Raw genomic sequence first — 14,648 nt, forward strand, 5'->3', positions numbered from 1 at the left:
AACGGGGTTACCGGGCCAGGAACTGCGTCAGCGCGGCGTTGACCTCGTCGGCGTGGGTCCAGAGGAGGCCGTGCGGGGCGCCCTCGACCTCGACGTACTCGGCCTCGGGCACGGCCTGGCGGAAGCGGCGGGCGGTCGCGTCGATCGGCAGGATGTTGTCCTTCGTGCCGTGCAGGATGAGGGTGGGCTTGCCGGCGGCGGCCACGGCCTTCACGTCGTCGCGGAAGTCCTCGATCCAGGTCGGGACCACGGCGTACGCGGCGACCGGGGCGCTGGTGACGGAGAGGTTCCAGTTCGCGTCGACGACCTGCTGGCTGATGCGCGTGCCGAGGTTCTCGTCGAGGTTGTAGAAGTCCGTGTAGAACTGGGTGAACCAGGCGTAGCGGTCGCCCTTGGCGGCGGCCTCGATCCCGTCGAAGACCTCCTGCGGCACGCCTTCCGGGTTGTCGTCGCGCTGCACGAGGAAGGGCTCGAGCGACGCGAGGAAGGCGAGCTTCGCGACGCGCTCGTGACCGTAGCGGCCGACGTAGCGGGCGAGCTCGCCGGTGCCCATGGAGAACCCGACGAGCACGACGTCGCGGAGGTCGAGGGTCTCGAGCACCGTGTTCAGGTCGGCGGCGAAGGTGTCGTAGTCGTAGCCGGAGCCGACCTTGGAGGACTGCCCGAAGCCGCGGCGGTCGTAGGTGATGACGCGGTACCCCTGGGCGAGGAGCTCGCGGGTCTGGCGCTCCCAGCTGTGGCCGTTGAGCGGATAGCCGTGGATCAGGACGACGGGCTGGCCGCTGCCCTGGTCTTCGTAGTAGAGCTCGATCGGGGTGGTGTTCTCGGTGCCGACGGTGATGTAACCCATGATGTGTTCCTTTCGGTGCCGGTGAGAACGATCGTTCTCGCCTGATGTGATCAATCTAGAGAACGTTCGTTCTCGTGTCAAGTAGACTTCTGGACATGACCGAAGACGAGGCCCGCGAACGCATCCTCTCCGCCGCGGAGGAGCTGTACTACCGCAAGGGCTACGCGGCGGTCGGCATGGACGAGCTGCGGGCTGCCGCCGGGGTGTCGCTGCGGCGCGTGTACTCGCTGTTCCCGGCGAAGACCGACATCGTCGCCGCGGTGCTCACCCGGAAGCACGCCGAGTGGGAGCAGGGGCTCACGGCGGCCGTAGCGCAGAGCGGCGACGACCCGCGCGCCCGCCTCCTCGCGGTCTACGGCTACCTGGAGGACTGGTTCTGCAGCGACGGGTTCCGGGGCTGCGCCTTCATCAACGCGTTCGGCGAGCTCGGGGGAACGAGCCCCGAGGTGGCCGCGATCGTCCGCGCGCACAAGGCCTCGTTCCAGCAGTACATGGCGGAGCTCGTCGCGGACACCGGTGCCCCGGCGGGTCTGGCCGCCCAGCTCTCTCTCCTCGCGGAGGGCGCGCAGAGTACCGCGGCGATCGGCGCGGACCCGGAGGCCGCCGTGCACGCGCGCCGCGCCGCCGAGGTCCTGATCGACGCCGCCCTCGCTCCGGCCTGACGCCCCCACTCGCTAACTTGGTTAGCGAAATGGGGAGGTCCTGTCAAGGCCACTGCTTTCCGCGCCCGCCCCGCGTAGGGTGCGGGCATGGAGACCTCGACGAAGGGCATCGCCCGCCAGAGCCTCGTGATCGCCGCCGCCGTGTTCATGCTGATCGCCGCGGCCATCGGCGCCGGAGCATTCGGCGGGGACTCCGTCGACGAGCTCCAGAACGGGGCGCTCTCGGCGCAGGGCTCGTACCTCGCCCCGGCCGGGCCGGCGTTCTCGATCTGGTCGCTCATCTACCTCGGACTCCTCGCCTACACCGTGTGGCAGGCCCTCCCCGCGCAGCGCCAGGACGAGCGTCAGCAGGCGGTCGGCGGCTGGATCGCCCTCTCCCTGGTCCTCAACGGCCTCTGGCTGGTGACCGCGCGGTACCTGACGCTGTGGCTCACCGTGCTCGTGATCGCGCTGCTGCTCGCGACGCTCGCGCGCATCATCGTGCTCCTCGGCCGGTACCCCGCCCGCTCCCTCGCCGACCGCCTCCTCACCGACGGCGCGAACGGCCTGCACTTCGGCTGGGTCACGATCGCGACGGTCGCCAACACCGCTGCCTGGCTCACGCAGACCGTCCCGGAGATCGGGGCGGATGCCCCCGACGCCTGGGCCGTCGCCGTGCTCGTCGTCGTGCTGGTGATCGGCGCCGCATCGGCCTGGTTCACCGGCCGCCTCGCCCCGGCGCTGGCGACAGCCTGGGGGCTGAGCTGGCTCGCGATCGGGCGTCTCACGGGCGAGCCGGAGAGCACGCCGACCGCCGTCACCGCGATCATCGTCGCCGTCCTGCTCGTCGTCGTCGGCGTCGTGGCCGTCCTCCGCCGGCGGCGCCGCGCCGGCACGCACGACCGCGCGCCGCTCGGTCGCTAGAGCACCAGTCGGTAGCCCATCCCCGACTCGGTGAGGAGGTGGACGGGCGCCGAGGGTTCCCGCTCCAGCTTCTTGCGGAGCTGCGACATGTACAGCCGGAGATAGCCGGAGTCGGACACCTGCGCGCTGCCCCAGATCTCCTTGAGGAGATCCTGCCGGGTCACCAGCGCGCCCGGGTGCCGTGCGAGGTGCTCGAGCATCCGCCACTCGGTCGGCGTGAGGTGCACACGGGTGCCGGCGCGGGTCACGGTCTTCGTCGCGAGGTCTACGACGACATCCCCGAACGCGACCACGGACTCCCCGTTCGCGGCGACCGCGCGGCGGGAGAGCGCCCGGAGCCGGGCCAGCAGTTCATCCACCTGGAAGGGCTTCGTGACGAAGTCGTCCGCCCCCGCGTCCAGCGCCTCGACCTTGTCGGCCGAGCCCGTCCGCCCCGACACGACGATGATGGGCACGCTCGTCCAGCCGCGGAGGGCCTGGATCACCTCGATGCCGTCGAGCCGGGGCATGCCGAGGTCGAGCATGATGAGGTCGGGGTGAGTCTGCGCCGCGGCGGCGATCGCGGCGGCGCCATCGGCGGCCACGACGACCTCGTACCCGTGGGCCGCGAGGGTGATCCGCAGCGCCCGCACCATTTGGGGGTCGTCGTCGGCGATGAGGAGCTTCACTCCGTGCCCTCCGTGTCGGCGGTCCCTGCGGCGAGCGGCAGGGAGATGACCATGGTGAGTCCGCCCCCGGGGGTGTACTCCGGTGTCAGGCTACCGCCCATGCCCTCGGTGAATCCGCGGGAGAGGGCGAGCCCGAGCCCCAGCCCGGTCGTGTTGTCGGTGTCGCCGAAGCGCTGGAACGGCTGGAAGATCGCATCGCGCCGCTCGGGGGCGATCCCCTCGCCGCGGTCGACGATCCGGATCTCCGCCCGATCGCCCAGCCGGCTGCTCGACACGAGCACACGGCTGCCCGCCGGCGCGTGCCGGTGGGCGTTGGCGAGCACGTTCACGAGCACGCGCTGGAGCAGCACCGGGTCGGCGTGCAGCGGCGGGAGGTCGGGATCGAGCGCGAGCTCGACGTCGGCGGGGCCGAGGCCGAGCTCGTCCACCGCGGCGAGCACGGGGCCGGCTGCGTCGATCCGCTGCGCCGAGACCGCGAGCACCCCCGCCTCCACCCGGCTCACGTCGAGGAGGTCGGTGACGAGGGTGGAGAGGGTCGCGAGACTCTCGTCCGCGGTCTCCAGCAGCTCCGCGCGGTCTTCGGCGGACAGGCCGTGCGCGCCGCGGAGGCCGCCGATCGCCGCGACGGCCGAGGCGAGCGGCCGCCGCAGATCGTGACTGACGGCGGAGAGGAGGGCGCTGCGCACCTGATCGGTCTCGGCGAGAGCCTCCGCCTCCCGTGCCGTGGCTCGCAGGTCGGTGTGCTCGATGGCGGCGGCGAGCTGGGCGACGATCGCGTCGAGCAGGCGGCGCTCCGGACCGGCGATCGGCTCGCCGTTGAGCTCCAGCACGGCGCGCGGGCCCCCACCGGACGCGACCCCGACCGGGATGGTCGTGGCGCGGCCGTCCGGCACGGGCTCGCCGTCGCTCGCCAGCACCTCTCCGGACGGGGTGAGCAGCCGCACGCCGCTCAGACCGAACGCCTCCCGGGTGCGGCTGACGAGGGCGAGCACGGCGTTGTCGCCGCGGAGCACGTTCCCGGCGACGGCCGCGAGGAGCTCCGCCTCGGCGGTCGCCCGCTGCGCGGTCCTGGCCCGGCGGGCGGCCTGGTCGACGATGAGGCTCACGAGGATCGCGATGATGACGTAGAGGGTGAGGGCGAGCACGTGCAGCGGGTGCGCGATCGTGATCGTGAACAGCGGGGCGACGAAGAGGAAGTCGAGGGTGATGCCGGAGAGCACGGCCGCGAACACGGCGGGGCGGATCCCGCCGATGAGGGCGACGACCACGACGAGCAGCTGGTAGGCGAGCACCTCGGCCGTGATCGACTCCGGGCTGCGGACCGTGAACATCAGCCAGGAGAGCAGCGGACCGAACACCAGGGCCACGCCGAAGCCCAGCGCCTGACGCCGCCAGCCGAGCGCGCCGCCGGTGATGCGGGGGAGGGCGAGACGGCTGCCCGCCGCGGCGTGGGTCACGATGTGCACGTCGATGTCGCCCGAGCGGCGGATGACCTCGGCGCCGATCCCCGGTCCGGTGAGCGCGGCGGCGAGGCGGCCGCGGCGGCTCACCCCGATCACGAGCTGCGTCGCGTCGGCGCCCTGGGCGAACTCGACGAGCGTCGCGGGGATGTCGTCGCCGACCACCTGATGGTAGGTCCCGCCGAGCGACTCGACGAGGGAGCGCTGCGCGGCGAGGGCGCCGGGGGTCTCGTCGCGCAGCCCGTCCTGGGCGGTCACGTGCACGGCGAGCAGCTCCCCGCCGGCGGACCGGGCGGCGATGCGGGCCCCGCGGCGCAGCAGCGTCTCGCCCTCCGGGCCGCCGGTGAGGGCGACGACCACGCGTTCGCGTGCCTGCCACGCTCCGGCGATGCCCTGTTCGGCGCGGTAGCTGCGGAGCGCGCTGTCGACCTCGTCGGCGAGCCACAGCAGGGCGAGCTCCCGCAGGGCGGTGAGGTTGCCGAGGCGGAAGTAGTGCGAGAGCGCGGCATCGATGCGCTCCGCGGGGTAGACGAGGCCCGCGGCGAGGCGGTCGCGGAGCGTCTGCGGCGCCAAGTCGACGACCTCGATCTCGTCGGCGGCGCGGACGACCGCGTCCGGGATGGTCTCGCGCTGGGCGATGCCGGTGATCTTCTCCACGACCGCGTTCAGCGACTCGATGTGCTGCACGTTCACGGTGGTGACGACGTCGATCCCCGCGTCCAGCAGCTCCTCGACGTCCTGCCAGCGCTTGGGGTTGCGCGAGCCGGGGGTGTTCGTGTGCGCGAACTCGTCCACGAGCGCGATCTCGGGGCCGAGGGCGAGCACCGCGTCGAGGTCGAGCTCGGAGAGGACGACCCCGCGGTGGGCGTCTTCCCGGCGCGGCACTTCGGGCAGTCCGGAGGTCAGGGCGGCCGTGGCCGCACGGCCATGGGTCTCGACGATCGCGATGACCACGTCGCGGCCCTCGTCGCGGAGCCTCCGGCCCTCGGCGAGCATCTCGAAGGTCTTCCCGACCCCCGGCGCGGCGCCGAGGAGGACGCGCAGTCGTCCGCGGCGGTTCCGGTCCGTCGCGGGGCGCGGCGGCCGCTCTGCGCTCATGCACCCTCCCGGTCGTCGAGTGCGAGATTCAGCTCCGCGACGTTGATGCGCTCCTCGCCGAGGAACCCCAGGTCCCGCCCTTGAATCCTAGACTCCACCAGTGCCCGGACCTCGTCCTCCGGCAGGTCGCGGGCGGCCGCCACCCGCGGCACCTGCAGCAGGGCGTACGCGACGCTGATGTGCGGGTCGAGACCGGAGCCGGACGCGGTCACGGCATCCGCGGGCACCGCGGACGGATCGACCCCCTCCCTCGCGGCGATCTCGGCCTTCCGTTCGGCGATGGCGGCGACGAGGTCGGGATTCTCCGGCCCGAGGTTGCTGCCGCTCGACGCTGCTCCGTCGAATCCGTCGCCCGCAGCCGAGGGGCGGGACTGGAAGTACTCGGGCAGGGCCTCGCCGTCGGCATCCGTGAAGGACTGGCCGATGAGCGCGCTGCCCCGGTCGCCGGGGAGCATCGAGCCGTTCGCCTGCGCGGGGAGGAGGAGCTGGCCGATGCCGGTGACGAGCAGCATGTACCCGACGCCGAGGACGAGGGTGAGGACGAGCATCGCGCGGACGGCGACACCGGCGGTGCGCACCGTGGTGCGGGTGGTGGACGACATGGCGTTCCTTTCGAGCCCGGTCAGAAGCCGGGGAGGAGGCTGACGAGGAGGTCGATGAGCTTGATGCCCACGAACGGGGCGATGACGCCGCCGAGGCCGTAGACCAGCAGGTTCCGCTGCAGGATCTGCGAGGCGCTCGCCGGCCGGTAGGTCACGCCGCGCAGCGCGAGCGGGATGAGGAACACGATCACGATGGCGTTGAAGATGATCGCGCTCGTGACCGCCGAGGCCGGCGAGTGCAGCTGCATGATGTTCAGCGCCGCGAGTCCGGGGAACACGCCCATGAACATCGCCGGGATGATGGCGAAGTACTTCGCGATGTCGTTCGCGAGCGAGAACGTCGTCAGCGCGCCGCGGGTGATGAGCAGCTGCTTCCCGATGCGGACGATGTCGATGAGCTTGGTCGGGTCGGAGTCGAGGTCGACCATGTTGCCGGCCTCCTTGGCGGCGGAGGTGCCCGTGTTCATCGCGACGCCGACGTCGGCCTGGGCGAGCGCGGGGGCGTCGTTCGTGCCGTCCCCGGTCATCGCGACGAGGCGCCCGCCCTCCTGCTCGCGGCGGATGAGGTCGAGCTTGTCCTCCGGGGTGGCCTCGGCGAGGTAGTCGTCGACGCTGGCCTCGGCCGCGATGGCCTTCGCGGTGAGGGGGTTGTCTCCGGTGATCATGACCGTGCGGATGCCCATGCTGCGCAGCTCGTCGAACCGCTCTCGGAGGCCGTCCTTGACGATGTCCTTGAGATGCACGACCCCGAGGATCCGATGGGTCCCTGAGCTTGTCGAAGGGCCCTGCACCGCGACGACGAGGGGCGTGCCGCCGCCCGAGGCGACGTCGTCGGTGAGGGTCGTGAGCTCGTCATCGGGGGTCTGCCCCAGCCAGGCCGCCACGGCCGAGGCGGCGCCCTTGCGGATCTGCGTGCCGTCGGCGAGGTCGAGACCGCTCATGCGCGTCTGCGCCGTGAACGGGACGACGACGGCGTCCGCCGGGGCCTCGACCCGGATCCCGCGGGCGGCGGCGAGTTCGACGATCGATGCGCCCTCCGGCGTCGGATCGGCGAGGGAGGACAGGGCGGCGGTATGCAGCAGCTCCGCGGCGTCCACTCCGGTGAGCGGCAGCACGGCGTGGGCGCGGCGGTTGCCGTGGGTGATGGTGCCGGTCTTGTCGAGGAGCAGCGTGGTGACGTCGCCCGCGGCCTCCACCGCCCGCCCCGACATCGCCAGGACGTTGCGCTGCACGAGTCGGTCCATGCCCGCGATGCCGATGGCGGAGAGGAGGGCGCCGATCGTGGTCGGGATGAGGCAGACGAGCAGGGCGATGAGGACCGGGATGCTCACCGGCGACGCCGCGTACGAGGCGATCGGATTCAGTGCGAGGACGACGACGACGAACACGATCGACAGGCTCGCGAGGAGGATGTTCAGGGCGATCTCGTTCGGGGTGCGCTGCCGGCTCGCCCCCTCGACGAGCGCGATCATGCGGTCGACGAACGTCTCGCCGGGCTTTGACGTGATACGCACGACGATCTGATCCGACAGCACCCGGGTGCCGCCGGTGACGGCACTGCGGTCGCCGCCGGACTCGCGGACCACGGGGGCGCTCTCGCCGGTGATGGCCGACTCGTCCACGGTGGCGATGCCCGCGACGATGTCGCCGTCGCCCGGGATCAGCTCGCCCGCGGAGACGATCACGAGGTCGTCGCGCTGCAGCTCCGCCGACGACACCGTCTCCGTCGGCGCTTCGACAAGCTCAGCGACCCACTCCGCGCCCCCCTGGGTCCCTGAGCCCGTCGAAGGGCCAACCACCCGTCGCGCCATCGTCTGGGTGCGGGTGTTCCGCAGGCTCGCGGCCTGGGCCTTGCCCCGTCCCTCGGCGACCGACTCCGCGACGTTCGCGAAGAACACGGTCAGCCAGAGCCAGATCGCGATGCCCCACGTGAACGCCGCCGGGACGGGGGTGCCGCCGGAGGAGGCGGGTCCGCCGAGGAAGGGCTCCGCGATCGCGAGGACGGTCGTGAACGCGGCGCCGACCCAGACGAGGAGCATCACGGGGTTGCGCACGAGCGTCGCGGGGTTGAGCTTCCGGAGCGCGCCGGGGAGCGCCTGAGCGAGCTGGGCTCCGCCGAACGAGCGTGGGGGACGGGCGGGGGCCGCGGGGGCGTCCTGCTGTTCGGGAGGGGTGGTCAGGAGGGTCATGGTCAGAGTCCTTCGGCGAGCGGTCCCAGTGCGAGCACGGGGAAGTAGGTGAGGGCCGTCACGACGACGGTCACGGTGAGGAGCAGGCCGACGAACTGCGGCCGGTGGGTGGGGAGCGTGCCGGTCGTGGCCGGCACCCGCTCCTGCGCGGCGAACGATCCCGCGAGGGCCAGCACGAGCACGATCGGGAGGAAGCGCCCGAGCAGCATCGCGACGCCCAGGGCGGTGTTGAACCACGGGGTGTTCGCGGTGAGGCCGGCGAACGCGGAGCCGTTGTTGTTCGCGGCGGAGGTGAACGCGTAGAGCACCTCGCTCATGCCGTGCATGCCGGGGTTGAGGATGCTCGTGGACTCCACGTCCTCGCGGATGCCGGGGATCGCGAAGCTCAGGGCCGTGCCGCCGAGGACGAGCACCGGGACCACCAGGATGTAGAGGCTCGCGAGAGTCATCTCCCGCGGGCCGATGCGCTTCCCGAGCCACTCCGGGGTCCGTCCGACGAGCAGCCCGCCGACGAAGACCGCGACGATCGCGAGCACGAGCATCCCGTAGAGACCGGAGCCGACGCCGCCCGGAGCGACCTCGCCGAGCATCATGTTCAGCATCGGCATCATGCCGCCGAGCGCGGTGTACGAGTCGTGCATCGAGTTCACGGCCCCGGTCGAGGTGAGGGTGCTCGCGCTGCCGAAGAGGGTCGAGCCGAGGATGCCGAAGCGCTGCTCCTTGCCCTCCATCGCAGCCCCGGCGAGTTCGGGCGCGGCGCCACGTCCCGCCAGCTCCAGGGCCGAGAGTGCGGCGAGCGAGGCGAGGAACAGGGTGCCCATGACCGCGACGATCGCGTACCCCTGCCGGTGGTCGCCGACCAGTCGGCCGAACGTGCGGGGGAGGGCGAACGGGATCACCAGGATCAGCAGCACCTCGAGGAGGTTCGTCCATCCGGTCGGGTTCTCGAAGGGGTGGGCGGAGTTGGCGTTGAAGAAGCCGCCGCCGTTGGTGCCGAGCAGCTTGATGGCCTCCTGCGACGCGACCGGACCGCCGGGGATCGTCTGCGTGCCGCCGGAGACCGTGGCGACGTCGGTGAAGCCGTTCACGTTCTGGATCACGCCGCCCGCGAGCAGGGCCACCGCGCCGATCAGGGCGATCGGGAGCAGCAGCCGCCCCAGACCGCGGGTGAGGTCGACCCAGAAGTTGCCGATCGTCGCGGAGTCACGGCGCGCGAGACCGCGGATCAGGGCGATGGCGATGGTGAGGCCGACGGCGGCGGAGACGAAGTTCTGCACCGTGAGGCCCGCGAGCTGCACCGTGTAGCCCATGGTCTGCTCGGGCGAGTACGACTGCCAGTTGGTGTTCGCGACGAAGGACGCGGCGGTGTTGAACGCGAGTCCCTCCGGCACGGCGGGCAGGCCGAGCGACGCGGGGAGGAAGGCCTGGAGCCGCTGCAGCCCGTAGACGAGCAGGAGTCCGACGAGGGAGAAGAGCAGGACGCTGCGGGCGTAGGCGCGCCAGGTCTGCTCGGAGCGGGGGTCGACGCCGATCACCCGGTAGAGCCCGCGCTCGATGCGCAGGTCGCGTCCGGAGGTGTAGACGTGCGCGATGTAGTCGCCGAGGGGGCGGTAGAGGAGCACGAGCACGACCACGACGGCCGTGATCTGGAGGACGCCGTACAGGACCGTCGCGTCCATCAGAAGCGCTCCGGGGCGACGAGCGCCACGACCAGGTAGACGACCGCGGCGACGGCGAGGACCGCGGCGAGGATCTCGAAGACGATCATGCGCGGTCCACCGCCTTGGCGATGAGGGACACGAGGGCGAACAGCGCCAGGGTCAGCGCGAGGTAGATGATGTCGAGCACGTCCTCGATCCAACTGCGCCGCCCGGCCGCATCCGCCGATCCTCACGTTTCCCCTACGCCCCGTTCCCCGGATGCATGCGGGTTGCTCACGGACGGCCTTCGAATCGCGCACCTGGTCCCCAACCCGCCGCCGATGCAGCCAGGTGCGCGATTCGAAAAGGGGGCGCCGGCCCTATGCTCACGAGGTGGGAATCAGAAGGATGCGGATCGGCGTCGGGACGGGGATCGTCGCCGGGCTCGTGATGGTCGCGCTCGTGTGCGTGCTCACCGGGTTCCTTCGGCCCACGGACGCCGGTGCGCTCGGGGAGCGGATCGCGCCGGTGCTGGGGTTCGTCGTCGCGATCACGATCGTCGCCGAGCTCGCCCGCGACGCGGCGGTGTTCGACGTCGTCTCGCAGCGCCTCGCGCGGTGGGGTCGTGGCCGCGTGGTCGTGCTGTGGGGGCTGGTGGTCGTGCTCGCCGTGGTGAGCACCGTGTTCCTCTCGCTCGACACGACCGCCGTGATCGTCACCCCTGTCGTGGTCGTGCTGGCGCAGAGCATCGGCGTCTCCCCGCTGCCGTTCGCCCTGGCCACCGTCTGGCTCGCCAACACCGGGTCGCTCGCGCTGCCGGTCTCGAACCTCACCAACCTGCTCGCCGCGCCCGCGATGGGGGAAGGCCCCGGGGCGTTCATCGCCCTGAGCTGGGCGCCCACGCTCGTGGGGATCCTGGTGCCCGTCGCGATCCTCACGGTCCTGCATCGGCGCACGGTCTTCGGTACGTACGAGACGCCCGAGCCCCGTCGACCCGCCGATCCGACGCTGTTCTGGAGCGCCACCGGCATCCTCGTCGTGCTGATGCCGGTGCTCGCGCTGACCCCCGACGTGTGGATCCCCGCCACGGTCGCGGCTCTCGCGTTGATCGCGCTGTTCGCCGTCCGTCGTCGCCACGCCCTGCGATTGTCCCTCGTCCCGTGGCAGGCGCTCGCGCTCGCCGCGTCGCTGTTCGTCCTGGTCGAGTCCGCGCACGCGCAGGGGCTGCTCGACTTCCTGACCTCACCGACCGCGAACGGCGACTCTCTCGGCGACCTGTTCCGGCTCGCCTCGCTCGGGGCTGTGAGTGCGAACGCGATCAACAACCTTCCCGCCTACCTCGTGCTCGAACCCGCGGCCGGGGACCCGGTCGCCCTGATGGCGCTGCTGATCGGTGTGAACCTCGGTCCGCTCATCACGCCGTGGGCCTCGCTGGCGACGCTCCTCTGGCACCATCGCGTGACGGCGCTCGGGGTCGAGATCCATTGGGGCCGCTTCGCGCTCTGGGGGGCCGTCGCCGCGGTGCCCACCGTCGCCCTCGCCACCCTCGTCCTCTGACCCCGTTTCGAATCGCTCACTGTGCTGCACATCCGGCCGAGATGGAGCACAGTGCGCGATTCGAACGGGGGTCAGACGCGACGTATCTCGGCGGCCAGCGCGGGGTGGACCGCGTCGAACCGGGCGGCGATGCGCTCCCGCACCTCGGGGGCCTTGTTCTGGCTGAGCTTGGCACGCGCATCGAACCGGGTGACCCGGAGCCGCAGGCCCACCGTGCCCTTCGCGGCTCGTCGGGTGCCCGCCTCGTCCTCCGCGAGGCTCCGCCCGTGCGGCTGCCCACTCTCGAAGTGGTCGGTGAGCCGGGTGAGCATGGCGTAGTTCTCCTCCGCGGTGAGGATCTCGGGTGTGCCGGAGAGGTGCGCGGTGACATGGTTCCAGGTCGGCACGAGGTCCCCCGGCGCATAGAGGCTCGAGGACACGTAGTCGTGCGGCCCCTGGATGATCACCAGGATCTCGTGTCGACCGAGTTCGTGGAGCTCGTCGTCCGGACGCCCGAAGTGGCTCACCAGCACGATGTCGTCCTCGTCCTCCTCGAGCAGCACCGGGTAGTGCGAGGCGACGAGGCCGGCGGAGGCCGGTGAGACGAACGTCGCCCACGGGTGGGCGCGGATGAGGCGCTTCACCTCGTCGGGGTCGGTCATGAGGTAGCGGGGGGTGTGACGCATGGCGCCTCCTGTCGGGTGGGGGTGGGGGTGGGAGAAGAGCTGCGGGTGCGGACGGCGAGTCCGGCGCACACGACGACGGCGAGCCCGCCGAGCACCGTGGCCACACCGACGTCCTCATGGAAGAGGAAGGCGGCCCAGGTGATGCCCATGACGGGCTGGACGAGCTGGATCTGACTCACCTGCGCCATCGGGCCGATGGCGAGGCCGCGGTACCAGGCGAAGAATCCGAGGAACATGCTGACCGCGGCCAGGTAGGCGAATGCGAGCCACGCGGTCGGGCTGGCGATGGGCGGGGCGGCGACCCCGGCGGCCACGGCCACCGCGAGCATGACGGGAGCTGCGAGCACCAGGGCCCAGGAGATCGTCTGCCAGGCGCCGAGCTCGCGCGCGAGCAGGCCGCCCTCCGCGTAGCCGACGGCCGCCGCGATCACGGCGCCGAACAGCTGGAGGTCGGCGGGGCGGAGGGCGCCGGGCGTGCCGTTCTGCACCGTCGCGAAGACGAGGGCCGCCGCGGACCCGAGAAGCGCGAACACCCAGAACGAGGGGGACGGGCGCTCGCGGGTGCGGATCACGACGGCCACGGCGGTCGCGGCGGGGAGGAGGCCGATCACGACCGCGCCGTGGCTCGCCGGTGTCGTGGTCATGGCGAACGAGGTCAGCAGCGGGAAGCCGGCGACCACACCGAGCGCGACGACCGCCAGACGGGCCCACTGGACCGGGCTCGGCGGCTGCTGACGGGTGGTGAGGAGGACGACCGCGGCGAGCACGGCGGCGACGACCGCGCGGGCGGAGCCGATGAACAGCGGCGAGAATCCGCCGCCGAGCGCGATCCGCGTGAACGGGAGTGTGAACGAGAAGGCGACAACGCCCAGCAGCCCCCAACCGGGACCGGCGGTGCGGGATAGCAGTGTTCCGTTCGGACGGATAACGCTACTGTGTTCTTTCATGAGTCAGGATAGCACCGCGCGGATCGTGGCCGGCCTGCGGGCGTGGATCGCCACCGCCGCTCCCGGCGCCCGCCTCCCCTCCAACCGCGCGCTGACGGCGGAGTACGCCGCGAGCCCCGTGACCGTGCAGAAGGCTGTGCAGCAGCTCGTCCGCCTCGGGCTCGTGGACGCGCGACCCGGCGTCGGCACGTTCGTCCGCGCCGCGCGCACGGTCCTGCCGGCGGACTACGGCTGGCAGTCCGGAGCGCTGGGGGCAGCCGCCGTACGCTTGGACGGCCTCTCCTCGGCGCAGCGCCCGACCTCGCCGGACGCGATCGGGCTGCACTCCGGGTATCCGGCTCCGGATCTCCTCCCCGAGCGGCTCGTGCGCCAGGCCCTCGTTCGCGCCTCCCGGACCGCGTCCGCCCTCACCCGCTCGCCCGCGGCCGGCGAGCCCGGGCTGCAGGAGTGGTTCGCGGCGGAGCTGGCCGCGGCGGCCCCGGCGGGGATCACGGTTCCGACCGCCCGCGACGCCGTCGTCATCTCCGGGAGCCAGAGCGGACTGAGCTCGATCTTCCGGGCGGTCGTCGGCGTCGGCCGGCCGCTGCTCATCGAGTCGCCGACCTACTGGGGCGCCCTGCTCGCGGCGGAGCAGGCGGGGGTCGTGCTCGTTCCCGTCCCCTCCGGGCCGCAGGGTCCGGATCCGGACGCCGTCGACAGGGCGCTCGCCGAGACCGGAGCCCGGGCGTTCTACGCGCAGCCCACGTTCGCGAACCCCACCGGCGCGCAGTGGCCGGCGGCGACCGGGGAGGCCGTGCTCGACGCGGTCCGTCGCCACGGCGCCTTCCTCATCGAGGACGACTGGGCGCACGACCTCGGCATCGACGCCAACCCGCGCCCCGTGGCCGCCTCCGACCACGACGGCCACGTGGTGTACCTGCGCTCGCTGACGAAGAGCGTGTCGCCGTCCCTGCGGGTGGCGGCGGTGATCGCGCGCGGTCCCGCCCGGGATCGCATCCTCGCCGATCGCGCGGCCGAGTCGATGTACGTCAGCGGCCTCCTGCAGGCCGCCGCTCTCGACGTGGTGACGCAGCCGGCCTGGCGCTCACACCTCCGCGGCTTCCGGGAGCAGCTGCGCTCGCGGCGCGACCTGCTGCTGTCGTGCCTGACCGCCCAGGCGCCGACCGCGCTGGTGGAGGCCGTGCCGGTCGGCGGGCTGAACCTCTGGCTGCGGCTGCCGGACGGCACCGACGCCGCCGCGGTCGTCCGGGAGTGCGCGGCGCGCGGCCTCGTCATCGCGCCGGGGAGCGAGTGGTTCCCCGCGGAACCCTCCGGTTCCTACGTGCGGCTCAACTACGCGAGCGCCGACCCGTCCCGCTTCCCCGAGGCCGCGACGATCCTCGGCGCGGTCCTCGCCGGAACCTGACC

Annotated in this window: 13 protein-coding genes; 4 read left to right on the forward strand and 9 right to left on the reverse strand. The window is 72.2% G+C overall.

The window, feature by feature from the left end; genetic code table 11:
- Window positions 1–7: 7 nt before the first annotated feature.
- Window positions 8–850, reverse strand: coding sequence for an alpha/beta fold hydrolase (locus ACFU8V_RS04040; RefSeq protein ID WP_025104019.1), 843 nt, complete (start codon window positions 848–850; stop codon window positions 8–10).
- Window positions 851–945: 95 nt separating this feature from the next.
- On the opposite strand from ACFU8V_RS04040, the gene ACFU8V_RS04045 reads away from it, so the two are divergent.
- Window positions 946–1,512 carry a TetR/AcrR family transcriptional regulator gene (locus tag ACFU8V_RS04045; protein ID WP_025104018.1) on the forward strand — a complete coding sequence of 189 codons (567 nt, stop codon included), beginning with the start codon at window positions 946–948 and terminating at the stop codon, window positions 1,510–1,512.
- Between the two features lie 87 nt (window positions 1,513–1,599).
- Window positions 1,600–2,415 (forward strand): TspO/MBR family protein, encoded by an 816-nt coding sequence (locus ACFU8V_RS04050; protein ID WP_025104017.1) that lies wholly within the window; start codon window positions 1,600–1,602, stop codon window positions 2,413–2,415.
- On the opposite strand, the gene ACFU8V_RS04055 is transcribed toward ACFU8V_RS04050, so the two are convergent.
- From ACFU8V_RS04055 to ACFU8V_RS04080, 6 genes are read right to left on the reverse strand one after another with little or no spacing between them, the layout of a single operon-like run.
- Complete coding sequence (locus ACFU8V_RS04055; protein WP_025104016.1) at window positions 2,412–3,083, reverse strand: response regulator; 672 nt, start codon at window positions 3,081–3,083, stop codon at window positions 2,412–2,414. The two genes, ACFU8V_RS04050 and ACFU8V_RS04055, sit on opposite strands and share 4 nt — an antisense overlap.
- Window positions 3,080–5,641, reverse strand: a complete 2,562-nt coding sequence (locus ACFU8V_RS04060) for an ATP-binding protein (protein WP_378869196.1) — start codon at window positions 5,639–5,641, stop codon at window positions 3,080–3,082. The genes ACFU8V_RS04055 and ACFU8V_RS04060 overlap by 4 nt, the downstream gene beginning before the upstream one ends.
- Entirely contained in the window at window positions 5,638–6,243 is a 606-nt protein-coding gene (gene kdpC, locus ACFU8V_RS04065; protein ID WP_062766113.1) for a potassium-transporting ATPase subunit KdpC, read from the reverse strand. Before kdpC ends, ACFU8V_RS04060 begins: the two co-directional genes overlap by 4 nt.
- 20 nt (window positions 6,244–6,263) lie before the next feature.
- The gene (gene kdpB / locus ACFU8V_RS04070; protein WP_378869200.1) at window positions 6,264–8,432 is read right to left on the reverse strand and encodes a potassium-transporting ATPase subunit KdpB; all 2,169 of its coding nucleotides are present in this window, start codon (window positions 8,430–8,432) and stop codon (window positions 6,264–6,266) included.
- 2 nt (window positions 8,433–8,434) lie between these two features.
- The gene (gene kdpA, locus ACFU8V_RS04075) at window positions 8,435–10,111 is read right to left on the reverse strand and encodes a potassium-transporting ATPase subunit KdpA (protein WP_378869203.1); all 1,677 of its coding nucleotides are present in this window, start codon (window positions 10,109–10,111) and stop codon (window positions 8,435–8,437) included.
- Complete coding sequence (locus ACFU8V_RS04080; protein ID WP_036292752.1) at window positions 10,111–10,200, reverse strand: potassium-transporting ATPase subunit F; 90 nt, start codon at window positions 10,198–10,200, stop codon at window positions 10,111–10,113. Before ACFU8V_RS04080 ends, kdpA begins: the two co-directional genes overlap by 1 nt.
- A gap of 280 nt (window positions 10,201–10,480) precedes the next feature.
- Between ACFU8V_RS04080 and ACFU8V_RS04085 the strand changes: the two genes are divergently transcribed.
- Window positions 10,481–11,629 (forward strand): SLC13 family permease, encoded by a 1,149-nt coding sequence (locus tag ACFU8V_RS04085; RefSeq protein WP_378871786.1) that lies wholly within the window; start codon window positions 10,481–10,483, stop codon window positions 11,627–11,629.
- A 71-nt stretch (window positions 11,630–11,700) separates the two neighbouring features.
- Here the strand turns inward: ACFU8V_RS04085 and ACFU8V_RS04090 are convergent, their stop codons facing one another.
- Both ACFU8V_RS04090 and ACFU8V_RS04095 read right to left on the reverse strand, forming a co-directional pair.
- Window positions 11,701–12,294 carry an FMN-binding negative transcriptional regulator gene (locus tag ACFU8V_RS04090; RefSeq protein WP_378869207.1) on the reverse strand — a complete coding sequence of 198 codons (594 nt, stop codon included), beginning with the start codon at window positions 12,292–12,294 and terminating at the stop codon, window positions 11,701–11,703.
- Complete coding sequence (locus tag ACFU8V_RS04095; protein WP_378869210.1) at window positions 12,267–13,241, reverse strand: DMT family transporter; 975 nt, start codon at window positions 13,239–13,241, stop codon at window positions 12,267–12,269. The genes ACFU8V_RS04090 and ACFU8V_RS04095 overlap by 28 nt, the downstream gene beginning before the upstream one ends.
- Between ACFU8V_RS04095 and ACFU8V_RS04100 the strand changes: the two genes are divergently transcribed.
- Window positions 13,240–14,646 (forward strand): PLP-dependent aminotransferase family protein, encoded by a 1,407-nt coding sequence (locus ACFU8V_RS04100; RefSeq protein ID WP_378869213.1) that lies wholly within the window; start codon window positions 13,240–13,242, stop codon window positions 14,644–14,646. The two genes, ACFU8V_RS04095 and ACFU8V_RS04100, sit on opposite strands and share 2 nt — an antisense overlap.
- Window positions 14,647–14,648: the final 2 nt, after the last annotated feature.

This window comes from Microbacterium sp. NPDC057658 (genome assembly GCF_042799975.1).
Lineage (GTDB): Bacteria > Actinomycetota > Actinomycetes > Actinomycetales > Microbacteriaceae > Microbacterium.